27 protein-coding genes are annotated in these 26102 nt (G+C 70.2%); 26 read left to right on the forward strand and 1 reads right to left on the reverse strand.

The features are described 5' to 3' along the window. Nucleotides 1–219: 219 nt before the first annotated feature. The 26 genes from OG413_RS40355 (at nucleotide 220) to OG413_RS40480 (ending at nucleotide 25485) form a co-directional block, all read left to right on the forward strand. Nucleotides 220–1749 (forward strand): ATP-binding protein, encoded by a 1530-nt coding sequence (locus OG413_RS40355; protein ID WP_266814586.1) that lies wholly within the window; start codon nucleotides 220–222, stop codon nucleotides 1747–1749. A 45-nt stretch (nucleotides 1750–1794) separates the two neighbouring features. Continuing rightward, nucleotides 1795–2253, forward strand: coding sequence for a roadblock/LC7 domain-containing protein (locus OG413_RS40360; RefSeq protein ID WP_266814588.1), 459 nt, complete (start codon nucleotides 1795–1797; stop codon nucleotides 2251–2253). 1 nt (nucleotide 2254) lies between these two features. After that, entirely contained in the window at nucleotides 2255–2620 is a 366-nt protein-coding gene (locus OG413_RS40365) for a DUF742 domain-containing protein (protein WP_266814589.1), read from the forward strand. Further along, nucleotides 2598–3215, forward strand: coding sequence for an ATP/GTP-binding protein (locus OG413_RS40370; RefSeq protein WP_266814590.1), 618 nt, complete (start codon nucleotides 2598–2600; stop codon nucleotides 3213–3215). Before OG413_RS40365 ends, OG413_RS40370 begins: the two co-directional genes overlap by 23 nt. Continuing rightward, nucleotides 3212–3739, forward strand: coding sequence for a GAF domain-containing protein (locus OG413_RS40375; protein ID WP_266814591.1), 528 nt, complete (start codon nucleotides 3212–3214; stop codon nucleotides 3737–3739). The genes OG413_RS40370 and OG413_RS40375 overlap by 4 nt, the downstream gene beginning before the upstream one ends. Before the next feature lie 54 nt (nucleotides 3740–3793). After that, on the forward strand, nucleotides 3794–5002 hold the full coding sequence (locus OG413_RS40380) for an acyl-CoA dehydrogenase family protein (RefSeq protein WP_266814593.1): 1209 nt from the start codon (nucleotides 3794–3796) through the stop codon (nucleotides 5000–5002). Between the two features lie 78 nt (nucleotides 5003–5080). After that, nucleotides 5081–5794, forward strand: a complete 714-nt coding sequence (locus tag OG413_RS40385) for a hypothetical protein (protein ID WP_266814595.1) — start codon at nucleotides 5081–5083, stop codon at nucleotides 5792–5794. Next, nucleotides 5787–6200 (forward strand): STAS domain-containing protein, encoded by a 414-nt coding sequence (locus OG413_RS40390; RefSeq protein ID WP_266814597.1) that lies wholly within the window; start codon nucleotides 5787–5789, stop codon nucleotides 6198–6200. The genes OG413_RS40385 and OG413_RS40390 overlap by 8 nt, the downstream gene beginning before the upstream one ends. Nucleotides 6201–6319: 119 nt before the next feature. After that, a complete protein-coding gene (locus OG413_RS40395; protein ID WP_266814599.1) occupies nucleotides 6320–8128 on the forward strand; it encodes a glycoside hydrolase family 15 protein in 1809 nt (602 codons plus the stop codon). Continuing rightward, nucleotides 8125–8325, forward strand: a complete 201-nt coding sequence (locus tag OG413_RS40400; protein ID WP_266814601.1) for a hypothetical protein — start codon at nucleotides 8125–8127, stop codon at nucleotides 8323–8325. Before OG413_RS40395 ends, OG413_RS40400 begins: the two co-directional genes overlap by 4 nt. Before the next feature lie 5 nt (nucleotides 8326–8330). Beyond that, the gene (locus tag OG413_RS40405; RefSeq protein ID WP_266814603.1) at nucleotides 8331–8738 is read left to right on the forward strand and encodes a hypothetical protein; all 408 of its coding nucleotides are present in this window, start codon (nucleotides 8331–8333) and stop codon (nucleotides 8736–8738) included. Nucleotides 8739–8764: 26 nt separating this feature from the next. After that, nucleotides 8765–9037: a helix-turn-helix domain-containing protein gene (locus OG413_RS40410; RefSeq protein WP_266814605.1), complete on the forward strand. Its 273-nt coding sequence runs from the start codon at nucleotides 8765–8767 to the stop codon at nucleotides 9035–9037. Continuing rightward, nucleotides 9034–9645, forward strand: a complete 612-nt coding sequence (locus tag OG413_RS40415; RefSeq protein WP_266814607.1) for a DUF6624 domain-containing protein — start codon at nucleotides 9034–9036, stop codon at nucleotides 9643–9645. The genes OG413_RS40410 and OG413_RS40415 overlap by 4 nt, the downstream gene beginning before the upstream one ends. After that, nucleotides 9642–10562 (forward strand): hypothetical protein, encoded by a 921-nt coding sequence (locus tag OG413_RS40420; protein WP_266814609.1) that lies wholly within the window; start codon nucleotides 9642–9644, stop codon nucleotides 10560–10562. The genes OG413_RS40415 and OG413_RS40420 overlap by 4 nt, the downstream gene beginning before the upstream one ends. A 48-nt stretch (nucleotides 10563–10610) precedes the next feature. Continuing rightward, nucleotides 10611–11630, forward strand: a complete 1020-nt coding sequence (locus tag OG413_RS40425) for an endonuclease/exonuclease/phosphatase family protein (RefSeq protein ID WP_266814610.1) — start codon at nucleotides 10611–10613, stop codon at nucleotides 11628–11630. Further along, nucleotides 11627–12535 carry an endonuclease/exonuclease/phosphatase family protein gene (locus OG413_RS40430; protein ID WP_266814612.1) on the forward strand — a complete coding sequence of 303 codons (909 nt, stop codon included), beginning with the start codon at nucleotides 11627–11629 and terminating at the stop codon, nucleotides 12533–12535. Before OG413_RS40425 ends, OG413_RS40430 begins: the two co-directional genes overlap by 4 nt. A 96-nt stretch (nucleotides 12536–12631) precedes the next feature. After that, a complete protein-coding gene (locus OG413_RS40435) occupies nucleotides 12632–13429 on the forward strand; it encodes a hypothetical protein (protein ID WP_266814614.1) in 798 nt (265 codons plus the stop codon). Between the two features lie 43 nt (nucleotides 13430–13472). Beyond that, a complete protein-coding gene (locus OG413_RS40440; protein ID WP_266814616.1) occupies nucleotides 13473–14867 on the forward strand; it encodes a hypothetical protein in 1395 nt (464 codons plus the stop codon). A gap of 170 nt (nucleotides 14868–15037) precedes the next feature. Continuing rightward, nucleotides 15038–16588: a condensation domain-containing protein gene (locus OG413_RS40445; RefSeq protein WP_266814618.1), complete on the forward strand. Its 1551-nt coding sequence runs from the start codon at nucleotides 15038–15040 to the stop codon at nucleotides 16586–16588. A 55-nt stretch (nucleotides 16589–16643) separates the two neighbouring features. After that, nucleotides 16644–17666 (forward strand): NDP-sugar synthase, encoded by a 1023-nt coding sequence (locus tag OG413_RS40450; protein WP_266814620.1) that lies wholly within the window; start codon nucleotides 16644–16646, stop codon nucleotides 17664–17666. After that, entirely contained in the window at nucleotides 17663–19198 is a 1536-nt protein-coding gene (locus OG413_RS40455; protein WP_266814621.1) for an amino acid adenylation domain-containing protein, read from the forward strand. The genes OG413_RS40450 and OG413_RS40455 overlap by 4 nt, the downstream gene beginning before the upstream one ends. Before the next feature lie 40 nt (nucleotides 19199–19238). Continuing rightward, on the forward strand, nucleotides 19239–21134 hold the full coding sequence (locus OG413_RS40460; protein WP_266814623.1) for a thiamine pyrophosphate-dependent enzyme: 1896 nt from the start codon (nucleotides 19239–19241) through the stop codon (nucleotides 21132–21134). Next, the gene (locus tag OG413_RS40465; RefSeq protein ID WP_266814625.1) at nucleotides 21131–22276 is read left to right on the forward strand and encodes a 3-dehydroquinate synthase; all 1146 of its coding nucleotides are present in this window, start codon (nucleotides 21131–21133) and stop codon (nucleotides 22274–22276) included. The genes OG413_RS40460 and OG413_RS40465 overlap by 4 nt, the downstream gene beginning before the upstream one ends. Continuing rightward, entirely contained in the window at nucleotides 22273–23310 is a 1038-nt protein-coding gene (locus OG413_RS40470) for an N-acetylglucosamine kinase (protein WP_266814627.1), read from the forward strand. Before OG413_RS40465 ends, OG413_RS40470 begins: the two co-directional genes overlap by 4 nt. Next, a complete protein-coding gene (locus tag OG413_RS40475; RefSeq protein WP_266814629.1) occupies nucleotides 23307–24122 on the forward strand; it encodes an inositol monophosphatase family protein in 816 nt (271 codons plus the stop codon). The genes OG413_RS40470 and OG413_RS40475 overlap by 4 nt, the downstream gene beginning before the upstream one ends. 22 nt (nucleotides 24123–24144) lie before the next feature. Further along, nucleotides 24145–25485: a hypothetical protein gene (locus tag OG413_RS40480; RefSeq protein ID WP_266814630.1), complete on the forward strand. Its 1341-nt coding sequence runs from the start codon at nucleotides 24145–24147 to the stop codon at nucleotides 25483–25485. Here OG413_RS40480 and OG413_RS40485 read toward each other — a convergent pair. After that, nucleotides 25469–26023 (reverse strand): NUDIX hydrolase, encoded by a 555-nt coding sequence (locus OG413_RS40485; protein ID WP_266814631.1) that lies wholly within the window; start codon nucleotides 26021–26023, stop codon nucleotides 25469–25471. The two genes, OG413_RS40480 and OG413_RS40485, sit on opposite strands and share 17 nt — an antisense overlap. Nucleotides 26024–26102 lie beyond the last annotated feature (79 nt).

The raw sequence follows: 26102 nt of genomic DNA on the forward strand, positions 1-26102 counted from the left end.
GAGCCGCGCACTCGTCATGCGAGCCCGGGCCGTCACTCCAGTGTTCGCCCCAGGGGCCACAGACGCTCTGCCACAACCGCTTCTGGGTCGCACCACCTCGGTCGCTGACCGATCCGACGACTAACGCGGTCGTACTACACGACGCCCTCAGCCTGATGCGTGCCCGGATGCGGAACGTCGCCCACCAGCCGATGGGACTTCGGACTCGGGAGATGTGCCATGTCTGATCACACAACCCAGGTCGCGATGCTCCCCAGCCGACGTCACCGCGCTCACTCCAGTGACAGCGTGGCACTTCCGCCGGCGTTCACGGGGAGCGTTCTCACGGGAGCGGTGGTGGCCGGTGGCTGGCTGCTCGATGGGCTCGACGTACTGCCCACCTCGCTCGGCATCGCAACAGCTGTCGCCGCAGCCGCCTGCACGTTGTGGTGGACCGGAGCACGGTCACTTCGTGCGCGCCGCGGCCTGACCCGGATAGGGGAAGTCCGCGGGGAGCGAGACGCCGCTCGCCAGGCTCTGAATGAGGTCATCACCGCCATCGGTAGAGGCAGGCAGCACGTCCGCTGGGCAGCGGAGCAAGCTGAGCAAGGCACCGCGTACACCAACTTCTCGCCGACCCCTGCCCCGTCACGCACCGGAAATCCGTGCGCTGACGCTGTTGTCCTGTTGGACGAGGCCTTCGACGAGGCGTGGAAGACGGTGTTGCTGGCCGCGACCCGCCAGCACCAACACCTCAACGCGCAGGCGGAGCTCGCCGAGATCTTCAAGTCGATCTCGCCGCGTTTGCAGAGTCTGGTCAACCGCAGCATCACCGTCATCTCCGAGGTCGAAAGGGACATCGAGGACCCGGAACTGATGGCCGAGCTGTTCCGGGTCGATCACCTGCTGACCCAGATCCGGCGCGCGGTCGAGAGCCTCGCTGTCCTGGGCGGAAACACCCCTCCCCGTGACAGCGCACCTGTGGTATTGGCCACCGCAATCCGGCGCGCCGTCGCGGAGATCCCCGAGTATCACCGCGTGCGCGTGGCCTCGTCCCCGCACACGGCTGCCGCACTGCCGGGATACGTCAGCCCGAACGTGGTGCACCTGCTCGCTGCCCTGATGGAGAACGCGACCGGCTTCTCGAGTGACCGAGTAGAGGTCCACACCCATGAGGCCGCCGACGGGATAGCCATCGAACTGCTCGACCGCGGCGCCGGCATGTCACAGCACAAGCGGGAAACCCTCAACCGCCTGCTGGCCGCGCCGGAGAGCGAGGACCCTCGCGCCCGCCTGCGCGAAGGCAAGATCGGACTCCTGGTCGCTGCCCTCCTCGCGAAACGCCACAAGATCACCATTCAGCTGGGGCCCAACATCGTCGGTGGGACCCAGGCCGTCGTGGTCCTCCCCAGGGAACTGCTCGTCTCCGCCGACCGGCAGCCCTCGCCCAAGCCCCCTCCTCAAAATCCACGTCCTTCCGCGCACACGCCCGGCCCAGCGCGACGGGAGCACACGATGCCTCACCCGGATGACACCGCTGAGCTGCCTCGGCGTATCCGGCCTGCTCTGCAGGGCGACAGCGCCCCTGCGGCCTCTCCGGGTCAGAACGGAAGCCGACCGCAACTGCCCCGGCGCGGCGAGGCCGAGACGCGTATCCCGCCTCTGGTTCAACAAGCACCGGCGGGACGTGCCACCAGCGGGCTGATGGCGAACTTCCGCTCCCGCAGACCGTCTGGAGACTCCCCCGAGTCTCAGCCACCCGCCGTTTGAGACACCCTTCGTCCAGCCCTCCCCACCCCTGACCAGGAGACCTCCATGCAAAGCGACGGCTTCCCGACCTCTGCCACATCTGCCCGAGACCAGTTGAGCGGACTGCTCGCCGGGCTTCTCGACAAGGCACCCGGGACGGCCCGCGCCCTCCTCGCTTCGGGTGACGGGCTGAAGCTGGCCTGGACCGAACAGCCGATCGACGACGCCGACAACCTCGCGGCCGTCATCTCCGGGCTGTATTCGCTCGGGCGCCAGCAGTTCAAGGACACGCAGGGCGGCATCCGCCAGGTCGTCGTGGAACACGACGGCGGCAGCCTCTTCGTGATGAGCGCCGGCGCCGAGTTCACCGACAACAAGGCGGTGAACACTGTCCTGGCCGTCGTGACCGCGCCCACGGCGGACCCCGGCCAGGTCGGCTACGAGATGGAGGTCTTCATCCGAGGCCTGGACGAGCACCTGGTCGTGGCGGCCCGGCCCAACTCGTTCAGCGGGCAGGGGCTGTGACGTGGAGGCCGGCGGTTGGGCCGACAGCTCATTAGCGGATGTCCGTCCCTACACGATCACCGGAGGCCGCACCCGCTCGCACCACACGCTGCATCTCACCACCTGCCTGATCACCCGACCGGCCGCCCCCGGGACGGCCCACCCCAGTCCCGAAGGGGAGGCGCTGCTGCTGCACTGCAGCGGCGTCCCCCGCTCCGTCGCGGAACTCGCCGCCCGGACGCACCAGCCCGTGCAAGTGGTGAAGGTCCTGATCGGGGACCTTCTCGACTGCGACGCGTTGGCCAGGGCCAACCCCGTCGGCGCCGGAGCCGATCCCGACGTACACCTACTGGAGGCACTTCTTCATGGCCTACACACTCGGCTCTGAGCCTGGGGGCGCGGCGCTCCCCGTGGCGGAGCTGAAGATCGTGGTGGCCGGCGGCTTCGGCGTCGGCAAAACCACGATGGTCGCCACAGTCAGCGAGATAGAGCCGCTGATGACGGAGGAAGTCCTTACCGACGCCGGCCGGGACATCGACGACCTGACCGGCGTGGCGGAGAAGACCACCACCACCGTGGCCATGGACTTCGGCCGGATCACGTTCGACGAGCCGCCCCGCCCCATGATCCTTTTCCTGTTCGGCACGCCAGGACAGGAGCGCTTCTGGCCCGCCTGGCCCGACCTCTCATACGGCGCGGTCGGCGCGGTCGTCCTGGCAGACACCCGGCGCCTTGAGGACTCCTTCGCCGCGGTCAGCTACTTCGAGCAGCTCAAGACGCCGTTCATCGTCGCCGTCAACGAGTTCGACAACGCGTACCGCTACACGCCTGCCGAAGTACGGCAGGCGCTTGAGCTCGGCCCTGAAGTCCCGGTCCTCTCCTGCGATGTCCGCGATCGCAAGTCCGCCATGACTGTTCTGATCCGCCTCGTCGAGCACAGTCTCCGGCGCCGCCGTCACCTCACCTCTGGAGCCCTCACATGACCTTCCCCACGGACACCCCCCAAGTGGGCACGTCGCAAACCGAACGGGACGCCGTACTGCGCGCCCTCGGCCTGACCGGCCCCGAGCCGGAACTCGACGCGTTCGCCACACAGCTGGCCCAAGAGGCAGGCGTCCCCTACGCCATGGTCAACATCTTCGGGGACCAGCAGCAGTTCTTCGGACTCCACACGCCCGGGGACGACAGCGAGCTGCCGACCGTCGGCCGCAGCATGCCCCTCGACCACGGCTTCTGCCCCGAGGTCGTCGACCGCAAGAAGGCCCTGGTCCTACCGGACGTCTTCTCCTCCCCGCGGTTCGCCGGGAACACCGTCGTCGACCTGATCGGAATTCGCACCTACGCCGGCGCTCCCCTCCTTCACGGCGACACAGTGCTCGGCACCGTGTGCTTCGTGGGCCCTGTGGAACGGGACTTGAGCACCGGGCGGGAGTCCCTCGCCCTGATCAAGCAGCGCCGCGACGACGTCATGAACTTCCTGTACCAGCGGGCCGGCATCCAGCCGTAGCCCGAACCCGCGCCGCCGTACGTCACAAGCGATCAACAGGGAGGGGAGCCCACAGTGTCCGATGCCTATCTCGAAGAGCGCCACCATCAACTCCGTGCGCAGGTGCGTGCCTTCGCGGAGTCCAAGGTCGCACCGCGCGTGGCGGACATGGAGCGCACCGGCGCGGTGGAAACAGAGCTCGCGGCGGCCATCGCCCGGCAGGGGTGGATCGGTGTCACCGTCGACAAGGACTACGGCGGCATGGGCGCCGGCCACCTCGCCAAGACCCTCATCATCGAGGAGCTGTCCAGGATCAGCGGCGCCATGGGCGCCGTGGTCCAGGCCTCCCAGCTCGGCGTCGCGAAGATCATCCACTTCGGTAGTGAACGGCAGAAGCGCGACTGGCTCCCCAAGATCGCCGACGGGTCGTGCCTGCCGACCATCGCCGTCACCGAACCCGAAGCCGGCAGTCATGTGCTGGGCATGCAGATGACGGCTCGCCGCGAGGGGCGTCACTACGTTCTCAACGGCCGCAAGATCTACATCGGCAACTCCCACATCGGGCATCTCCACGGGGTCGTCGCCCGCACCGGCGAAGGCTCAACAGGGCTCACCGCGTTCCTCGTCGAAGCGGACCGTCCCGGCCTGACCCTGCCCCCACTGGGCCGGACCCTCGGACTCCACGGCTTCAGCTTCGGCGAGCTGCACTTCAACGACTGCCGAATACCGGTCGGCAACCGCCTCGGCCGGGAGGGAGAGGGCCGGGACGTCGCCTACTCCTCCAGCGTGCTGTACGGGCGCCCCAACCTCACCGCGGTCGCTCTCGGCATCCACCAGGCGATCCTGGAACAGACGACGACCTTCGCCAGCGAACGCGTCCGCTACGACAACCAGCTGCACCACCTGCCCAACATCAAGATCAAGATCGGGCAGATCCAGTCGCGCGTGATGACAGCCAGGCTCACCGCCTACCACGCCGCCCGCCTCCTGGACACCGGTGCGGCCTGCGACGCCGAGCTGATGAACGCCAAGCTGATCAACGTGGAACTGGCCCTGGACTCCGCCCGGGCCGCGATGGAGATCCACGCCGCAGCTGGGCTGCTGGCCGACGTACCCATCGGCCGCTACCTGCGCGACGCACACCACATCTTCGCCCCCGCCGGAACCTCGGACATCCAGCTGCTGCGCCTCGCCGAGGTCGCGTTCGGCCAGAGCAAGGGCCAGTGGTCGCAACGGCTCTCCGCCGTGCTCTCACCCGGCCCGGCTCCCACTGCCCTGACCTGACACCGCTCGCAGCAAGCCGTCCCTGCCCCGGCTGAGATCCCCTCGCCCGGTGGCCTCCCCGCCTCCCAGGAGAAGCACGTGCCGCACCTCGCCCTCCCCACCGCCGCACACAAGGCCCCCGCCGTTGACCGCGGGCGTGCGGAAAACCAGCTCTTCATCGCTCCCTATGCGGACGAATCCATCAGCGACGTCGAGGTCCTCTTCGACGCACACGGCCGAGTCCGCTACGCCGACGAGCAGCCCAGCGACCGGTGCGTCGACGGATACCTGTGGGAACGGTGGGAGGGAACACAGACCGGCGGACAGCGCTGGTCCGAGCATCACCCCGAACGGCAGCGGCACGTCATGAGACAGCCGCCCAGATGCGGCGGCTGCTCCGGCGACGCGGATGTGAACGAACGCGGGATGCTCTGGCTGCTGAACGCCGACGCCGGCACCGAGCAACTGACCTTTCCACGCGACATCATCACGGCCACCCCTCCGATGTGCGTGCCGGATGCGCACCGAGCTCTGCGCTTCTGCCGCGTCCTGCGCGAGGGGTTCATCGCCGTTCGCGCCCGGGTGGCCGAGCCGATCGGCGTCAAAGGCACCGTCTACTCCCCGTCGGCGCCTCCCCAGGAGGACCAGCTCGTCCTGTTCGACGACAGCCGCATGAACCGAGTCGTCGCTCGTCAGGTGATCCTCAAGCTCTACGACGCCGAACAGGACACGACCACCCTCCCGACCGGCGACGGGGAGGGGCACGACCGCCTTCACCCTCACGACGCACTGGTCGGCAGGCGCCATGGCTGAGCCGGACCAAGAACCGCAGACGGTCCGCCTCGGGCACGCCTGGCTGACCTACACACAGCGCCGTCCGCACACCGTTCTCACGCTCGGAGGCGAGTTCTTCGTCTACGAGGCGCCGAGCCTGCGCACGCATCTGGCACAGGTGATCGGCGAAGACGACGGGGACCTGATCCTCGTGACGCGGGACGTCACGTACTTCGACTCGACCTGCATCGGCGCGCTGATCAGGTCGATGCAGCAACTGGAACAGTCTCCCCAGCGAGCCCTCCGCATCGTCGACTCCGGCGTGATGGCCAAGATCCTGCGCCTGACCGGCCTGGCGAACGTGATCGACCTCCACGCGACGCTCGCCGACGCCCACCAGGCGGCCGGCACCACGGCGGCCGCGGCCCGCGCCGCGCCGGTCTGACCACGGCCCGCCGTCCGAGCCCGCGCACCGGGGCTCAGCACCACCCACCCGACATCACACCCCGGCACGCCCGGCCCGTCCCCCGCGGCCTGCGTGCACCCGCACCGAACGGAACTTCTATGTTGGCCACCCGGCGTATCGAGGACTTCGGACTCGTCAGCGACATGCAGACCGCCGCCCTGATCGGCAGCGACGGGACGGTCGAATGGGCCTGCTTGCCCCGCTTCGACTCCCCCGCGATCTTCGCGAACCTGCTCGGCGACGAGGACAATGGCTTCTGGCGCATCGGCCCGGCCGGAGAGACGAGCCCGGTGTCCACCGACCGCCGCTACCGCGAGGACACCCTCGTCCTCGAGACCCGGTGGGTCACCGGCTCGGGCATCGTGAAGGTCATCGACTTCATGCCGCCCCGGGAGGACGGCGCACCGCAACTCGTCCGCATTGTCGAGGGGATGAGCGGCCGAGTGCCCATGGCCTCCCGGCTCCGGTTGCGTATGGACTACGGATCCGTCGTCCCCTGGGTGGAGACCTGGGGCGATCGCACCCAGGCCGTCGCCGGACCGAACGGGGTGTGGCTTGACACCACGGCTCCCACGTACGGCGAGGACCTGACGACCTGCTCCGACTTCACCGTCACCGAGGGAGAACGCGTCACCTTCACCCTCACCTGGCACCCCTCCCATCTGAGCCCGCCTCCTGCACCGGACGCCGAGGAGGCGTTGAAGGTGACGGAGGAGTTCTGGACGGACTGGGTGGGCCAGTGCATCTACGAGGGCCCGTACCGCGAGGCCGTGGTCCGCTCACTGATCACGCTGAAGGCGCTGACCTACGCCCCGACCGGCGGCATCGTCGCCGCCCCGACCACCTCCCTGCCCGAGGACCTGGGCGGCAGCCGCAACTGGGACTACCGGTTCTGCTGGCTGCGCGACGCCGCCATCGCCCTCTCCTCGCTGCTGCGCACCGGCTACCGGGCCGAGGCCCGTGACTGGGCGGGGTGGCTCGTCCGGGCAGTGGCCGGCGACCCGGAGAAGCTCCAGATCATGTATGGGATCGCCGGTGAACGCCAGCTTCCGGAGAGCGAGTTGGACTGGCTGGGCGGATACGAGGACTCGTTGCCGGTGCGCATCGGCAACGAAGCCGCCGGCCAACTCCAGCTGGACGTGTACGGCGAAGTCGCTGAAACCCTCCACCGCGCCCGCCAGGCCGGACTGCCCGCCGGCCCCGCCGACCACCTCCAGATCAAGCTGATCCACTTCCTGGAGCAGCACTGGATGGAGCCGGACGAGGGGATCTGGGAAGGCCGCGGCCCGCGTCGCCACCATGTGCACTCCAAGGTCATGGCCTGGGTGGCCGTGGACCGCACAGTGCAGCTGATCGAGTCCGGAGCCGTGGACGGCCCGCTGGAGCGATGGAGGACCCTGCGCGAGACGATCCACCGTGACGTCTGCGAGCGCGGCTTCGACGCGGAACGCAACACCTTCACCCAGTCCTACGGTTCCAAGGAGCTCGACGCCGCGACCCTGCTCATCCCGCAGATGGGCTTCCTGCCCCCGGACGACCCTCGGGTCATCGGCACGATCGAAGCCATCCAGCGCGACCTGACGACCCCCGACGGCTTCGTCCTGCGCTACGCCACCGCAGGTGACGAGGTAGGGACCGACGGCCTGCACGGCGACGAGGGCGCCTTCCTCGCCTGCAGCTTCTGGCTCGCCGACGACCTCGCCATGATCGGACGTCTCGACGAAGCCCGTGAACTCTTCGAACGGCTCCTCGGGCTGCGCAACGACCTGGGACTGCTCGCCGAGGAGTATGACTCCAAGCGCAAGCGCCAGGTCGGCAACTTTCCGCAGGCGTTCTCCCACGTCGGGCTGCTGGACACGGCCCTCACCCTCGCGCGTACGTTCGCCGCGGTGGGGGTGGCGGCGTGAAGGTTCTCCCTCCGCTGAGCGGCGACCTCTGGCTACGCATATCGGTGGCGTTGGCGCGTCTTCTGCTCACCTGGCGGGCGCCGCTTCCGGGCTTCGGCGATGCCGGCCCGTTCGCCACCTTCAGCACCCCCGCACGCCACGAGGCCCAGCACGGCCGCTGGGCCCGAGGGCTCCGGCCGGTCGGGGGCACGGCGTGAGGGCCATGACTCAGCCGTCGTCCGCCGCCAACCGGCAACTGAGCTCGCTGCGACGGGTCCAGCTCGAGACGGCCCTTCGGAACGTCCAGGGGGAGAAGCGGTTCGGTCTCTATGTGCTCGTCAACCCCGAGCAGGATCCGACTCCCCGGCTCGCCGTCGTGCAGGCCCTGGCCACCAGGCGGCAGTGGACCGTGGCAATCCGCGCCATCGACCACACGGGGCCCACCGACCCGGCCATGCGCCCCCAACTGGCCCGACGGCTCACTGCACTTCGGCAACGAGAGATCCACGGCATCGTCGCCGCCTCCCGCGTCGACATCAGCGACGACGACCAGGAGTACGAGGCGATGCTCCACCAACTGCGAGCCCTGCACGCCGGGCTCGCCCTCGCCTGCGAGGAAACCCTCCTGTGACATCACCGAGAACGCATGGAGCAGCGATGACGACGCAGGCCCCGAAGCCGAACCCACCCTCCAGCCCCCTGGATCTCCCCTCTATCGAGAAGGGCAAGAAGCTCACCGGGGCCGAGAGAGAAGACTTCGCGACGAAGGTCGTGGCCGCGTATCGCACCCCGGATCGCAAAGTCACGATCCGCGAGATCTGCGAGACGACGAACCGGTCCTACGGCGCCATCCACTCCCTGCTGAGCGAGGCCGGGGCCACGAAGCGCGGCCGTAGGCGGACAGTTGCCTCCGGACCGGTGGCACAGTGAGCGGGCCGCACGAGCCCGGGGCGAATCACGTCGCGTTCGCCAGCGAGCTGCTGAGCCGGGCAGAAGCCACCAGAGAGCAGTGGCGCACGCCCGGAGCCGAACGGGTCCGCATGACGCCGGAGGCCCTCGTGGCCGACCATCAGACCCAGCAGGACAACGCCGCCGGGCTGCACCGGATCGTGGAGCGCTTGGGACGGTGGCCGGGCCGCAGCACCGTGGGTGAGAAGGCCTGCCAGGCGGCCGTGACTCTCGCGGTGCACTGCGACCACGACCCGGCCTTCCAGCAGAGGCTTCTGCGCCTACTCCAGACGGCCGTGCAATCCGGTGAAGCCACGAGCGCCCAGCTCGCTCACCTGCACGACCGCTGCCTCGTCAACGCCGGGCAACCCCAGGTGTACGGCACGCAGCACTGGTACCGCGACGACGGCGAGCTCGAACCGCATCGGATCGCCGACCCCGCGCAGCTCGATACCCGCAGGGCCAGTGTCGGCCTGCCGCCGTACGCCGATCAGGCCCGCCACCTGCGCAAGCGCCACGGGCCGCTCGGCTCCTTATCGATCTCCGCAACTGCGGAGCCCAGCCCCCTGTCCGAAAGGCACGCGGCATGAACGCAACCACCATCACCGCGCTGAACTGGAATGTGGAGAAGGGCATCAACTGGGAGGAGGCCGCTTCCTGGGTCCAGCAACAGGCCCCGGACATCCTCTTCCAGCAGGAGGTCCAGCCCGGACAGTTCGACGCCCAAGCCGAGCGCCTGGCCATGGACGGGTACATCGCCGTCCACCGACCGGGCAGCAACAACGACAACGCCATCTTCCTCAAGCGCGGCGGTTCGCTCGCCTTCGTGGAGGAGTACGAGCAGAGCTGGGCACCGTGGCACGCCCCCGCCAACATCGCGGTGAAACTGCGCGACGACGACGGCACACTCAGCCCCCGCCAGATCAGCTGCGTAAGCGGGCACGCCTGCTACTGGTCCCCCGAGCACCGGCTGACCGAGGCGAAGTGGTGCTCCACCCTGGCCAAGCCCGGCTGGCTCGCCGTCCACTTCTGGGACTGGAACAGCTACCGCACCGGGGAGGGCGGCCCCTGGGACGGCTACACGGATCACGCCTTCGTGGCGAACCGCACGTACCACGAGGCCGGCCGCCGCCATACCGACGACCGGCCGGACCGCGAGCTGCTCGCGGCCGGATATGTCGAGATGGCTCGCCACGCGGCGCAGCACCTTGACCAGCCCGACGCGCTGAACGCGTCCTCCGGCTACCGCGACCACCCCGGCCGGCCGCCAGGCCCCAGGTACTGCATCGACCGCGGATACCTCAGCGCGGAACTTGCCCCCGCCCTGACCCGCTTCACCGTCTGCGACTCCCCCGACCTGCGTCGGCTGTCCGACCATCTGCCCCTGCGAGCCGAGTTCGACGTCGGGGAACTGCGCACGATCCTGCACCGGCCCGCCGCGACATATCAGCCGCACGACAACCGGCGCGCCCCCGTACCCGAGCCCCCCGCTGGCGCGACGGCCTGACCGCCAAAGCTCCACCCCCTGCTCCACGACGGACCACAAGGAGGACCCTTGCCCACACCTGCGGCGCTCGACGAGTACGACGAGCCGGTCGTGCGAATCATCACCCTCAACCTGGAGAAGGACGGCGGAGAAGACCACGAGAACGGGGAGCACCCGCACAGGTGGCGGGCTGCCCACGAAGAGCTTCTCGCGCCCCGACGCCCCGACGTGATCCTCCGCCAGGAAGCCACCTACAGCCACCTCCACGACCAACGCCGCCTCCGCGCGGCAGAGGGCATCCTCGGGATGAGGGGCTTCCTCAGCCCGAACGGGTCGGGCCGCAACCCCACCGCCCTCTTCCTGCGCCCCGAGACTTTCCCGCAGGCCCAGCGCCTGGAGCAACTGCGGTACTGGCGGACGCCGCCCACCATCGTCGTCACCCAGCTCGCCGAGGTTCCGGAAGTCGACGTGGTCGTCACCTCGTGGCACGCCGCCTTCAACTCGCCCCGCGGACGGGAACGCGAAGCCGAGGAACTCACGGCCCTCGCCGACAAGATGAAGAAGGGGACAGCGTTCATCGGCGGCGGGGACTGCAACGAGTATCCCCTTGCCCATGGCGAGACGGTCGCGGACATCGACTGGGCGAGCCCGGACATCACGGACCGGGTCCACATCCGGCACCGCACCAACGCCGGGCCCGGCGGAACCCGCGTCAGCTGCACGTACCTCGACGACACCCTGATGGGATGCGGTCTGCACGATCCAGCCCGATACGCCGCCCACGAGCTGGGGATGGCCGACGCGCTGGACTCGACCGCCGGACACGCAGCCGAAGGCCAAGGCGGCGGGCGACGCATCGACCGGATCTACGTCGACCCCAGGACGGTGCAGGCGGTCCTCGCGGTGCGCGTTCTGGACACCACGGGGCTCTCGGACCATCACGCGGTCGAAGTCGTTCTGTCACGCCGCAAGTTGGCTGAGGCCCTTCGGCGTGAGTTCGCCTCGCTCCCTCCCAGCTCGGCCCTTACCCACTCCGCAAACGCGGGCGCCCCGTCAACCACCAGCCCGGAAGGAATGACTCACGCATGAGCACCGCACCCCTGACCCTGCTCAGCTGGAATTTCGAGAACAACGGCAAGAAGGACCCGGCCCGACGGCAGGCCGGTGACGAGCTGCTCAAATCGCTCAACCCCGACCTCGTCTTCCGCCAGGAGCTCTGGGACGCCGACGAAAACGGCCGCACGGTATTCAACGCGCAGGCCCGCACGCTCGGCATGCACGGCGAACTCGGCGACGGCTCCTGCACCGCCGTGTTCATCAACCCCCGGCGGTTCTCCGTCGTCCGGGACTGGACGCAGGGCCGGGGCCCCCAGTTCGTACTGCCGCCCACCGCCCTCACCCTCCGCTACGAGGAAGCCGGCGCCGACGCACTCCCCTTCATCGCCGTGTCGTACCACCTCAACTACGCGAGCCCCACCCAGCGCCTGCTGGAAGCCGAGTGGCTGACCACCTGGGCCGACAGAGGGTGGACCACACCCAACGGCACGCGCGTCACCCTGCCCGCGGTCTTCGCCGGCGACAACAACTCTTTCCCGGCCCCCGGCGCCGACGGGGACCCGGCGCTGCCGGAACTGCTCGCCATCAAGAACGCTCCGCACCGCCTCCACCGCTCCTACCCCGGCCCGGACGGCGCCCGAGTGCCGGACACCCGCCCCGATGCCGCTCTGCGCACGGCGGGACTCGAGGACGTGGCCCGCTACTGGGCAGCCACCCAGAACGGCACCCCGGCCGCAGTCTCCCGCACCGTGAACGCCTGCGACACCCACGGGCCCGACAGCCGGATCGACCGCGCCTACGCCACCCCCGAACTGCTGCCCGCGGTGGACGAGGTCGACGTGATCAAGGTCGACGCCGACCTGTCCGACCACCACATCCTGCGGATCCGGATGAACGCCGGACGCCTCGCAGAGATCCTCAACCGCGCAGCAGCGTAGAACGCCCGCCAGGCCACGCATCCGGCTCACGTGAGCAGCCCCTCCGGGCCCGATGCGTGGCCGTGGGCACCTCGCATCACCACCACAGGAGTGACCTTGCTGGACAAGACCGCTACCCGCGAGGGACACCCCTCGGCCGGGGTCGCCGCGGCGCTGGGCGTGCTGGACGGCTGGCGCGCTATGAGCTGGGCAGACGTAGCCGAGGCTGCCGACCGCGCCGCGCACCTTCTGTGGGACGACTGGAACTGGTCCGGTGCGTTCGAGTCCCTCGCGGCGCACGACCAGGCCGCGGTGCTCCACGCCCTGTCCGTCGGATACCGGGTGCACTCCGAGCCGCGCAGCCGCCTGGGGCCCGACTTCTGGCAGTCCCGCGTGGACGAATTCCGTACCGAGGCGGCGTACTCCGCCGCCCTCGTGGGCGACCTGCAAGGCAGCACCAGCCTCATCAGCGACAGATCTCGGAAGGCGATCGAGGCAGTGCACCAGTGGCAGCGGCTCCGCGCGCTTCCCCCCGCCTGGCAGGACGAGGTCCTCGAAACGCTGTCGCCGGACCGGAGATACAGCTGGCGAGCCGATCCTGCTCCCACGCTGCCCTCGCTCGACGAAGCCCTACGCCACGCCGAGGCGGCGGCCTCCAACGGCACGCTGCCGAAGCCGAGCAACGACCGATGGCTGCTGGCAGGCGAGCGAAAACAAGACCTCGTGAGCCGCCTTTCCCGTCTTCCAGAGGGATGGCAGACCGAGGCGGTGCGGCGGATGGCGGATGGTATCACCCCGTTGACCGCGGTCTCCGACGCTGCCCAGTCCGTCAACATCGTCCGGGTCTTCGGCGTCTACATCGCCTGGAACGCCGCTCCCTCGTCCACCACAGCCAAGCCCGCGCCCTGCATCTGACTTCTCCTTGCCTCTACGCCACTAGACCCCGTCGGAGCCCGTCATGGCCGGTCCCTCGTTCGAGCAGCCGCCAACCATCTCCCGTCGCAGAACCGGCGCCGCGCGCGCCCCCAGCGGCAGCACGCTCAAGCCAGCCCGCCAGCGAACTAAAGCGCCCAACTACCTACTCAAGGAAGCCATCCGGCGCTCGGGCATGTCGTACGGCCATTTGGCGATTGAGATCAACCAAATGGCTGAGGCTGAGGACTACCGCCAGGGTTGGAGCAACCACATATCCACCAGTCGACAGCGGGTCGGTCACTGGGTCAATGACGGTGAGCAGCCTCAAAAGCCTGTCCCCCGCTATATCGCGGCGATCCTCACTAAGACCCTGGGTCTTACCCGCCCACTGACACCCACAGACCTCGGTTTCAAAGAGGCAGCTGGTCTTCCGAGCGGCATGCCAGATCTCACTGCGTTGGGAGCCACGCCTGAGGAAGCACGCACCTACGCGCGGACGGCAGCAACAACAGACCTCAAGCCTGGAGACCTCGAGGACCTCGAACTGTCCGTACACCAGCTCGCCGCCAGCTACTCGACCAAGCCCCTCGGTGAATTGTGGGTGGAGGTGGACCGCTACCGGAAGCGGGCTCACAGCCTCCTCACGCACTGTCGGCACACACTGCGAGAGGGGCGTGATCTGACCCGGCACGCCGGGATGCTGTCGATCATCCTCGCCTGGGTTGCCCACGACCTTGGGGAGAACGACCTGGTGCAGGCCTACTGCGACGACGCCTGGGCCCAAGGGATGGAGGCCGAGGCGCTCGACGTGTGCGCCTGGTCCGAGGACGTGCGGTGCACGCATTCGCTCTATGCCGGGCGCCCCTACGATGCCTTCGCCGCCGCGACACGCGGGCTGTCCGTGGCGCCGCCGCAAGCGCGCATCGCGTTGCGACTCACTGCTCAACTGGCGCGCGTAAACGCCCGGTTGAACAACCACTCGGCCTTCACCGACGTCATGACGCGAGTCCGGCCTCACAGCGAGCAGTTGCCGCTTCATCGCAGCGGCCTGTTCGGTCTCGACGCCGCCGTCCTCGCCTCCTACGAGGCCTCCTCACGCATCTGGCTCGGCGACCATCAGGAAGCGGTCACCGCTGCCCAAATAGCCATCGAGTGCTACCAGGCAATGCCGCGCCCTCAGCTGGCACCGACCCGGCTGGCCATCGCCCACCTCGACCTGGCATTGGCACACACGGCCCTCGGCGACCCGGAACAAGCCGTGGCCGCCGCTCGCCACGCCCTCGCCGGCAACCGCATCGTCGACTCCGTACGGCGACGTAGCGAGCACCTTGAACACCGGCTGCAGCTGCGCTACCCCGAGCTCCGGGCCGTACGCGACTTCAGCGGAGAACTCCACGACCAGCTGTCGCCTGACTCGTCCGCGCCCCGCTCCGCATGAGTGGCGCAGCACGTAGCGCGCGGATCGCGACACCTGGACCGCTGGTGGCGCTACAGCCCGCTGGGGTGAACTGCTCGGCGACGCCGGTGCCCAGGGGCCCGGCGCCTCACACACGTCACACGGGCTTGATTGATCCGAGCGCCGTTCCAGAATTCCGGGCCGAGGGGTGGATGATGGCGGACGATAGTTCTGCCGCACCGAGCGAGTTCGCCGCTGTCGTCCGGCGAGCGTGGGCGCACAGCCTGAACGGTGGCAACTTCACCGACGATGACGACTTCTTCGCCTGCGGCGGAGACTCCCTCGCTGCTCTCGCGGCGGCCAGCGAAGTTGCTGCGGCGACCGGTTCCGAAATCCCCGTGCTGTGGCTCTACGAGAACCCCCGCCTCGAAGAGGCCGTACGGGCGCTGGCGGCGGCCGCCGAAGGCGGACTGGCCCTGATCGATCCGCAGAGGCGGGCGGGGGCACACCCGCTGTCCTTCCAGCAGGAGGGGCTGCTGCGGGTGATGAACCACATAGGTGCGGACCACCGTTACCAGGTCGCCTACGCCGTGGAGCTCCCGGACAGTGTCGACGAAGGACGGCTCGCGGCAGCCCTCACCCGTCTCGCGATCCGGCACCCTGCCCTGACAACTCGGATCACCGGCGCCGGCGAGCTCGCCCGGCAGGAGGCCACCGGCGCCGCGGAGCTGGAGCTGGAGCCGTTGCGCGCTATGTGCCCGGACGATGCGGTGGCCGCCACGAAGCTGTGGGCGGCGGCGTCCGTGGTCAATCTGGACGATCCGCTCGCCCGGTTCGCCGTGATCGGTTCCGGATCGCAGCGTGTCCTGGCGCTGGTCGCCCATCAGATGGTCATGGACCCCTGGTCGTGGGGCCTGCTCCTACGCGACCTGGCCGTCCTGTACGACGATCCGGATGCCGGGGGTGACCCCGCCCTGGCCTACTCCGACTACGCGCGCTGGCAACGCCGGCACCTTTCGGGCCCCGCGTACGAGCGTCACCTCGGCCACTGGCGCCGGACGGCAGAGGGGTATCCCTTAGGCGGAGTGCCGCTGCCCGGCCCGCGAGGCGAAGTCCCGGCCGCCGGACCGGCCGCGCGGCTCCCCCTCGCTGTCCACGCCGAGCATGCCCAGGCGCTGCGCACTGCCGGCCAGATGATGGGCGCTTCCCTCTTCGAGGTACTCCTGAGCCTGTTCCACCTCGCGGTCGGCCGGTGGGCCGGAACGTCGGACGTCCTGGTGGCCAGCGCCACGGCCAGCCGGACACGACCCGGGAGCGAGAACATCGCCGGGTTCTTCGTCAACGGCCGCTTCACCCGCACCGCTCTGACGGAGCTGCGGACCGTCGGGGACCTGATCGGGCACGTCCGAGACCGCTGGCGCGCGGGAGACCCTCACCGCGAACTGCACCTGGAGAAGGTTCTGTTCGACCTCGGCCGACCGGACATGGCGAACATCAAGTTCTCCGTGAACGCGATCCCGACGCTGACCGGCCTGACGCTGGCCGGAGAGCCGCTGCGCTTGGTGTCCGTGCCAGGGGCTCGCAGTGCCCGGCGGCACATCAGCGTCGGCCTTGCACCGGATGCCGGAGGCGGACTGTCCGGAGCGCTGACATACCGCACAGACCTCCTCGTCCCGGCACAGGTCCGGGCGCTGGTGCAGGAGTTCTCGACGCTGTGTTCCTCCGCCGCCCACGCGCCGGCGACTGCCCGGATCACCCGCTAACTCCCCGAGTCGCGCTCTCCATCGCGCGGCATGACCTGCAGAGAAGGACATCAGGATGAAGGCGCTGGTACTGGCCGCCGGCCAAGGCAGCCGGCTCGGCCGGTGGACGCCCGCTCTGCCCAAACCCTTCGCTCCGGTGGCCAACCGCCCGGTGCTCGCCTGGGTGATGGACCACGTCGACACCGCGGACATCGAGGAGATCGGCGTCATCGTGCCCAGCAACTCCCTGGCCCTGTACGAGCAGGCCTTCGGCACGCGCACCGTCGCGGGCACACCGGTGACCTGGCTTCCCGAGCACATGCCACTGGGCACGGGTGGCTGCCTGCGAGATCAGGCAGCGTTCTTCGCCGGAGCGCCGGCCGTGATCGTGCCTGCGGACATCATCTCCGGCGTCGACTTGCGCACCCTGATCGCCCATCACGCCCGGACGGGTGCAGCGGTGACGGTGGCGGCGGTGCCCCGGGACGGGCAGGTGTGGCAGGGAGATGTCTTGGTCCCGGACCCTGACGAGCCGGGACGCGCTGCCGCGTACGCGTTCAAGCCGCGGCCCGGTCCCGGGACGCGGCTGGGGTCCACCGGGGCATGGCTCGTCGACCCGGCGGTCTTCGCTCACATACCCGAGGGCCGGTTCTGCGACTTCTCCAGCGAAGTCCTCCCTCGCCTGACCGGCCTTGAGCTGCCGCTTGGCCTGTTCGACGCCGGCGCCGGAGTGTACCTGCGAGACATCGGCACCCCGGCGAAGCTGCTGACCGGCAATCAGGAAGCCGTACGCGGGCTCACGCCCGCCGCACCGCGCCCGTTGTCCGGCCCGGCCCCGCTCATAGGTGACGGCGCCAAGGTCGATGACCAGGTAGTTATCGGGCCCGGGGCCCGGATCGGCGCCGACACGAACGTCGTCGGCCCCTCCGTCATCGGGGCGAATGCCGAGATCGGCCCCGGAGCGCTCGTGACGGCATCCGTCATCCTCCCCGGCGGGCGCGTCTCGGCCGGGTCCCACATCGAGGCGGAGGTCGTCGGGACGGGCGAGCAAGCCCTCCAGGCGCTGCTGGACTACGCCCCCTTCGGAGGCACACGGTGAACGCCCGGGCACGTCTGACCGGGCGGCCGTGGCCGGGCGTCGCCGAGCAGATAGCCCGCTGGTGCGCCACGACCCCGCTGGCACCCGCCGTCGTCCAAGGCGGCCGGACGTGGACCTACGGCGAACTCGAAGCCGCCGCCGGAGCCATCGCCACCGCCCTGCAGGCGCCGTTGCCCGGCCCCGGCCGGGTCGTCGCTGTGACGGGGCCCCGCGGCTTCGCGACCGTCGCGGCCTGGGTGGCGGTGCTGGCGACGCGGAATGTGCTCCTGCCTCTCGACCCCGGGCTGGCGCCGGTGCAGAGCGCGAGGATGGTAAGCCTGGCCGGCGCCGATCTTGTCCTCGCGCTCGACGGCACCCGCGTCCCTACAGCGGATGGTGCGACCGTCCTGCTGCTGGACAGTGGTCAACTCGGCCCCGGCGGGGGGCTTCCCCAGGGGGAGCCACCGCAGCCCGAGGAACCGGGCTACGTGTTCTTCACCTCCGGCAGCACCGGTCAGCCCAAGGCCATCCTGGGCCGCCATCGCAGCCTCGCGCACTTCCTCACGTGGCTCCGCACCGCTCTCCACGTGCAGCCCGGTGACCGGATCGGGCATCTGGCCGGCGTGGGATTCGACGTCACCCTGCGCGAAGTCCTGCTTCCGCTGTCCGCAGGCGCCACCCTCTGCCTTCCCCCGCCCGCGCCCCTGCCACCCGGCCAGGCCCTGGCGTGGCTCGCCGACAACCGGATCACGCTGCTGCACGCGGTCCCCACCGTCGCCCGCGCCTGGCTCCGTGCAACCGACGAACGCCTCCAGCTACCGCTGCTGAGGGCGGTGCTGTTCAGCGGGGAGCCGCTCACCGACACCCTGGTCGCCCGCTGGCGGACGCACCTGGACTACCGGGGCGAGATCATCAACCAGTACGGGCCGACCGAGACCACCCTCATCCGGTGCTGGCACCGCGTCGAAGACCCGGTACCGGGCATCCAGCCGCTGGGCCGCCCGATCCCCGGCAGCGAGGCCTGGGCGGAGGACCCCCCAGGCACACGGGTCCCTCCCGGTGCACCCGGCGAGATCGTGCTGCGCACCATGTACGGCACCAGCGGCTACCTCCGCGCCAGCGAAGAAGAAGATGCCCGGTTCACCTTCGGACCCGACGGCGAGGTCATCTACCGCACCGGCGACCTCGGGCACCTGGACGCCGACGGCCTGCTGCACTTCCACGGCCGTCGGGACGACCAGGTCAAGATCTACGGCGTGCGAGTCCACCTGCACGCCGTCGAAGCCGTCCTCGAAGCGCAGCCCGGCATCCACCAGGCGGCCGTCACGGCCCAGGCGGACGCCGACGGCGGCGCGCCACGTCTGACCGCCCATCTGGTTCTCGACCCCGGATGCGCCGCGATCCCCGGAGGGCTGCGCGCCGCCCTCCTCCAGGACCTCCCGGCGGCCGCCGTACCGGCCCGCTTCCTCACGGTCGACGCACTGCCCCGCACGAACTCCAGCGGCAAGCTCGACCGCTCCCGACTGACCAACCCGTCCCCGTCCGGCAGCTGACCGGATCCCCGTTGCGTACGTAGAAGAGGACTGACCTGCCATGAATCCCCCCAGCAACACGCCGACCACCACGGAGCTGAGCACCATCGCAATGGGCCTGCGGGCCTTCGTCTTCGCCGCGAACAAGCACCCCGGCGGCGCCTCCTCCGCCACCGAGGCCATCACCTCGCTGTTCTTCTCCGGCACCACGGCCCTCGCCGACGCCGGCCCGGACAAGGACCGCCTGATCTACTCCAAGGGACACGCGGCCGCACCCTGGTACGGGGCGCTGTGGGCGCTCGGTGCGATGCCCGGAACGACCTGGCAGCAGGCGGCCGGCTTCGGGCAGGTCGGGCACCCCGTGCCACGGATGCCGGTACGCGGCGCGGTCCCGGGCATGGAAATGAGCACCGGGGCGCTGGGCCAAGGACTGTCCTACGGCGTGGGTCTGGCGCTGGCCGACCATCGCGCGGGCCGCGCCACACGGACCTTCGTGCTCCTGGGCGACGGGGAGTGCACCGAGGGCCAGGTGTGGGAGGCGGCGATGACCGCCGACCGGCTGGGACTGCGCAACCTCGTCGCGCTCGTGGACGCCAACGGCTCCGGCAGCGTCATCAAGTTGCCGCGCGAGCAGTGGGCGGCGCGCTGGGAGGGCTTCGGCTGGCGCACGATCGCGGTCGACGGCCACGACCTCGGTGCCATCACCGCGGCGCTGCGCGAGGACAGTGACCGGCCGACGGCGATCATCCTGAACACGATCAAGGGTTACGGCCTGGCCGCCGAGGTCGAGGGGTCCAACACCCTCAGCGCGGACGTGGCTGCCGAGCACCTGCCCGACTGGGACACCGCCGGGCTGATCGACGCGGCGCTGGAGGCCATCGACCGGTACTTCCCCGACGCGGCGCTTCGCCGGCGCGGGCAAGCCGCCCCAGCGACCGTGCCGCCCACTCGCCCCAGCCGGGCGGAGCTGCTGTCGAGGGTGACGGGCTACGAGCCCGGTACGGCCGTGGTGGCGAAGAAGGCGCTCGGCGGCGAACTGGCCGTCGAACTGGCCGGCCTGCCGATGCTGTGGATGGCCCCCGACGCCATCCGCAACTCCGGCCTCCTCCCCCGGATGGACGAGGTCGGCTCGTGGGACTGGCACACCCCGGACGCGGACGTCCTGCAGTGCGCGATCGCCGAGCAGGACGCCGCCTCCCTCGCGGCCGGCGCCGCGAGCTCCGGCCTGTGGCCGGTGCTGTTCTCCATGGAGGGGTTCTACTGGCGGATGCTCGACCAGATCCGCGAGTCGATCGCCTTCCCCAAGGTGCCGGTCCTGCTGGTCGGCACCTCCGGCGGCCTCGGCGACCCGCTCGGCCCGATGGTCCAGTCCGACGGCTGCCTCGCCGCTCTCCTGGCCATCGGCGACCTGGAAGTCTTCGAGGCCGCCGACATCAACACCGCCAAGCTCCTCGCTCTGGAGGCCCTGTCCTCGGGCCAGCCCGCCTACCTGCGGCTGCCCCATGAGGCGGTACCCGTACGGCACACGCTGGAAGATCTCGCCGCCCGTCCGCTGCACGAGGGCGTGTTCACGCTCGTCGACGACCCCGAGCCCGACCTCGTCATCCTGACGGCCGGCGCCCTGCGCGAGCGCGCCATCGACGCTGCGGAGATTCTTTCCGACCGTGACGCCCGGCGAGTCCGCGTCCTGGAGATCGTCAGCCCCACGCGCTTCGCCGCACTTACCCCCGGCCGCCTGCTGGAGCTGATCCCCGCCCACGCCTCCGCGGTCAGCGTCCACAACGCGCCGTCCTCCGTGCTCGGCAACCTCCTGTCCCACGCCCGCGGCGGAATCGGCGAGGCCCGCATCGGCGTGGACACCTATGGCATCGCCGGATGGCCCCAGGCCGCCCTGTACGAGGCTGCCAACTTGACCACCGACGCGATCGCCGACCGCATCCGCAAGGAGCACGCGTGAGCACCTCGGCCTCCTCGTCCCGGCTGGCCGTCGACGCCGCCGACGACATCTTCACCGTCACCGCCCACCGCTCCGACACCTACCGCATCCACCTGGCCGAAGAACTCGCCACCGAGGGGCTGAGCGGCCATCTCGGCACGCTCGCTGCCCAGTTGGAGGCTCCGGAGATCGTCATCGTGATCGACACAGGCGCGGCCGAGCACCACCTGGGCGCCATCACCGCCGCCGTGGTGAGCACCGGGCTGCGGTTCCGCACCCTGCCGGTCCCGGCCGGAGAGCACAGTAAGTCCCCCGAAGGCCTGAACAACCTGATCCGCGCCCTGCACCAGCACGGGACGACCCGGCGCACGCTGCTCCTGGGGGTCGGGGGCGGCGTGGTGTGCGACCTGGTGACGGCCGCCGCGGCCCTCTACATGCGGGGGGCGCCGTACGCGCTGGTGCCCACCACGGTCCTGGCCCAGGTTGACGCCGCAATCGGCGGCAAGGGCGGCATTGATTATGGCGCGGCGAAGAACCTGCTCGGCGCCTTCCACCACCCCGTCGGGGTCTACATCGACCCGTCGCTGACTTCCACTCTCCCCATCCGGCACATCCGGGCCGGACTCGCCGAAGTGATCAAGGTCGCGTTGATCAGCAATCCGGAGCTCTTCGCCACGTTGGAAAGGTCCGCCAGGCCGCTACCGCACGGCCAGGTGCTGACCGAGATCGTGCGCGAAGCCGTGGCCGCGAAGCTGCTGCTACTCGCCCCGGACCCGTTTGAGCAAAAGGATCTTCGACGACTACTGAACCTCGGGCACTGCGTCGGACATCCCTACGAGGCAGCCACCGGGTACCGGGTTCTGCACGGCGAAGCCGTCGCCGCCGGCACCGCAGTCGCCGCCGCGCACGCCTACCTCAGCGGCGAGACCGAGCTTGAGGACCGTGAGCGCGTCCTGAACCTGCTGGCCGCCTATCGGCTGCCGGCAGTCATCCCGGACAGCTTGCGGGACGCGGTATGGGACGGCATGTCCACAGTGCGCCGAATCCGTAACGGGCCCCTTCACCTCGTCCTGCCGCACCAGCCCGGTCACTGCACCATCACCGACGACATAGACCGCCCCGCCTTCGACAAGGCCCTCAACGACCTGGCGGCCCGCCCGTGACCTCGCCACCTCCTCCCCCGGCCTGGCTGCTCCTCGAAGGAGGCGGCAGCCACACCTGGGCGGCCACCGCCACCGGCGACACCGTCCTCACGACTGCCGAGGGCCCGTCCACCAGCCCCCGGTCGGTCGGCGAGGAGCGCGCCGTCCACACCCTCGTCGACCTCATCGGCCAGGTCTGGGACAACCCGACCACAGCCCCCCTCGGGGTTGTGGCCGCGCACGGTGCCGCCTCCACTCGAGCGGCGGCCGGGGACTTCGCCGCCCTGATACGTCGCGCCCTTGCCCTCGTCGGGCCGATGGCCGGGCCGGTGCTGGTCACCAACGACCTCACCCCGCTTCTGCTGTCCGCGCCGGGCCCGGTGTGCGTAGCAGCATGCGGCACCGGCACCGGGTTCGCCGCCCGCAACGGCGCCCGCTGGGCCCGTTCTTCTGGGCTGGAGTGGCTGCTCTCCGACGAAGGCGGAGGCCACGACCTAGCCGTCGCGGGGCTGCGTGCCGTCGTCCGCGCCCTGGACGGACGGGGCCCCGGCACCGTCCTGACCGGCCTGGCTCAAGCGTGGTGCGCCGAGTCGGACTGCACCGGTGGTGACTTGGGCGAGCATCTCTTCTTCCACGTCTACCGGGAGGAGGGTGCCAAGCCGCTCGTCGCGACCTTCGCCCAGCACGTCCTGGAGGCCGCTGAGGACGGTGACGCAGTGGCCGGACGGCTCGTGGAGAACGCCGCCGACGAACTGGCCGCCGGTGCCGCCGCGGTGTGCCGGGCCACCGGCATCACCACCGGCACGGATTACACCCTGCTGCTGTCCGGCTCACTGCTGACGGAGGCCACCTTTTTGCGTGGGCACTTCATGACCTGGGCCCATGAGAATCTCCCGCCCACCGCGCTCCTCTGGCACACCCCCAAGAGCCGGCCGGAGGATCTGCTGCGCCTGCGGGATCTGTGGCTGACCCCACAAGCTCTGCCGCCGCTGACCGCGGCCATGCCGATCCATTCCGACCCCGTTCCTTCGATGGCCGAAGGAGCTCGCACGTGACCACCGCCGATCTCCTCCCGCTGGAGGAGGGCCCATCACTCGGCGCCGTGCTCGACCCGGTACTGGACCGGGCGGCCTCCGAGATCGAAGCGTTTCAGAGCGGCCCGGAGCTCGTCCGGTTCAAGCACAGCGTCCACGGCGGCATGGAGCCCGTCACCGAACTCGACCTACGTATCCAGGACTTGATCACCACCGCGCTGGAGCAGGCATGGCCCGGCCTGCCGGTCATCGCCGAGGAAGGACGCGAGAGCATCGGCCACGTCCCCGAGAACTGTGTCTTGGTCGACCCGCTCGACGGCACCGTCCCCTTCCTGGAGGGCAATCCGGCCTTCGCGATCGCCGTCTGCCTGGTCCGCTCCGGGCGGCCGGTCCAGGCGATCGTGGACCTGCCCGCCTACCAGGTGCGGGTGAGCACCACCGGAGCCGAACTGGCCGTCACCGGAGACGTCAGCCGCCTGCCCTCCTTCGATCCAGACACCGTGCTGACCAGCCCCCGCCACACCGACCTGGCCGCCCGGCTGCTCCCCAGCCGGCCTGTGGCCGCCGTGCCCACGGCCAGCGTCAAGATGGTCCTCGTGGCGCTCGGCCGTGCCCGGGCCGCCGCCTACCTTCCCGCCGCCCGCGGCAGCGCGGCGCCCTGGGACTACGCCGCCGCCGCGCTGGCTGTCCACGCCGCGGGCGGAGAAGCCCGCGACCCGGCGGGCCGCAACCTCGCCCGCACCCTGCCCGCGCGCCTCGACGGGTGGCTGGCCACCTCCCATGCCCCGCGCCCGCCCGGTGACCTCAAGCCCCTGATGCTCCCCGCCCGTTGACACCTTTCAGGAGATCCGCCGCATGTCCTCCACTCCCGCCACCACCGACGGCTGGCGCGGCCTGCCCGGTCCCGGCTTCGCCGAGCCGCACCTGCTGGCTGCCCTCGACCATTGCGCCGAGCGCGACGTGCTCGGCGAGAACGTCCTGGTCGGCTATGACGGCCGCGCCGGCGCCCCCGAACTCGCCCGGCTCGCCGCCGACCTCCTGGCCGAGCACGGCATCACCGCGCACCTGACCTCCACCCCTGCCCCCACCCCCGCCTGCGGATGGCTCGTCCACCAGGACGCCGATCTGAGCGCGGCCGTCATCATCACCGCCAGCCACAACCCACCCGGCTACATCGGCATGAAGCTCCGCAACGCCGCCGGGCACGGCATCGTGTGGCCGCAGCCGCCGCCCGACGCCGTCCTCGACCCGGGCCGCCTGCCCCAGCGCAGCCACCGAGCCATCGAAGTCCTCGCCCCGTACGCCGCAGCTACCGGCGCCGCTCTTGACGAAGCCGCCGCCCACTTCGACGCCGACGTGCTCCTTGACGCCGCCCACGGCGCTGTCGGAGCCCTGGCCGGCCACCTCGGCGCGGTCCGGGTCCGCCGGGCACGCCCGCTGCCCTTTTTCGCCGGCCGCACCCCCGACCCCGTCCCCCGCCCCCAGGCCGAACAGACCGCCCGCGAGCTCATGGAACAGGAGACCGGTCCGACGCTGCTGGCGATGACCGACGGCGACGGCGACCGGCTCGTCCTGTTCACCCGCCGCTCCGGCTACATCGGCAGCCCCGAGCAGGCCGCCGCCCTGCTGTATGCGGGCCTGCCGGTCGACCGACTCATCACCACGGCGGTCGCCCCGCGCATGGCGGTACGGGCAGCCAAGCGGGCCCGCCCCGGGCTGCGGGTCACCGAGACGCCCGTCGGGTTCAAGCACATCGTCACCGCCTGGCAGAACAACCCCAAGCCCACACTCGGCCTGGAACCCAACGGCGCCCTCGTCCATGTCAGCGGCGGCTGCGGCTACTTCGAGCGCGACAGCCTCGCCGCCCTGACCGCCGTCCTGCACGCATTCCCGACCTTGGAAGCCCTGGACGACGCGGTCGACGACGTACGGCGCGCGCACCCGCACACCCAGCTCGTGCACACCGTGCCCGAGACACTGACCGACGTGCTGCACCAGCTGCCGAAGCTGCTGCCGGGCTGGCGGGCCGACCACTCCGGCGATCCGGTCGTCTACGACGACGGCGCGCACGGCCGGATCGCCGTACGCGCCTCGGGAACCGAACCCGCCACCCGCCTCTACATCGAGGCGCCGGTCCCGGTCGTCGAACACCTCACCCGGGCCCTGGGGGGCCCGGCGTTCAACCTGTCTGCTTGAGCAGGCCCGCCGCCACGAGTCCGGCCAGGCCCATGTCCGCGTCGGTGTACTGACCGCCGAGGATATGGGCCACGTACTCGTCCTGCGGCAGGGTCACCGGCTCGACGAACTCCTCCGCGTCCGGGGTCGGCTCGGCGACCTTGCGGCAGTCCCGGGCCAGCACCGCGTACCGGACGTGGGTGGCGTACGACGCCAGGAAGGTCTGCATGACGACCTCGGCCCTCCCCGCCTGGAAACCGGTCTCCTCGAGCAGCTCCCGGATCCCGGCGGCCACCACGTCCTCGTCGGACCCGACCAGGCCGCCGGGGAGCTCGGCCAGGACCTTGCCCGGGCCGGGGCGGTACTGCCGGACGAGAATGCCCTGGCCGTCTTCGGTGAACGCCACCAGGGCGACAGTCCGGGGGCCTTGCAGGATGTCCCAGTCGGAGTCCTTGCCGTTGGGCTGGGTGTATGTGCGGCAGCGCACCTTCAGGTAGCCAGCAGGTTCCGGACGCTCGCTCTTCAGCGTCCACGCCAGCAGGTCACGTTCTTGAGTCACGTTCTGTATCCTATTCGATGCGAATCGTTACAGGTTCAGGCGAGGCGGGGCAGCCAACGACTGACGTCGTCCATGCCTG

Origin of the sequence: Streptomyces sp. NBC_01433, assembly GCF_026340105.1 — a bacterium.
Taxonomy (GTDB): Bacteria; Actinomycetota; Actinomycetes; order Streptomycetales; family Streptomycetaceae; genus Streptomyces.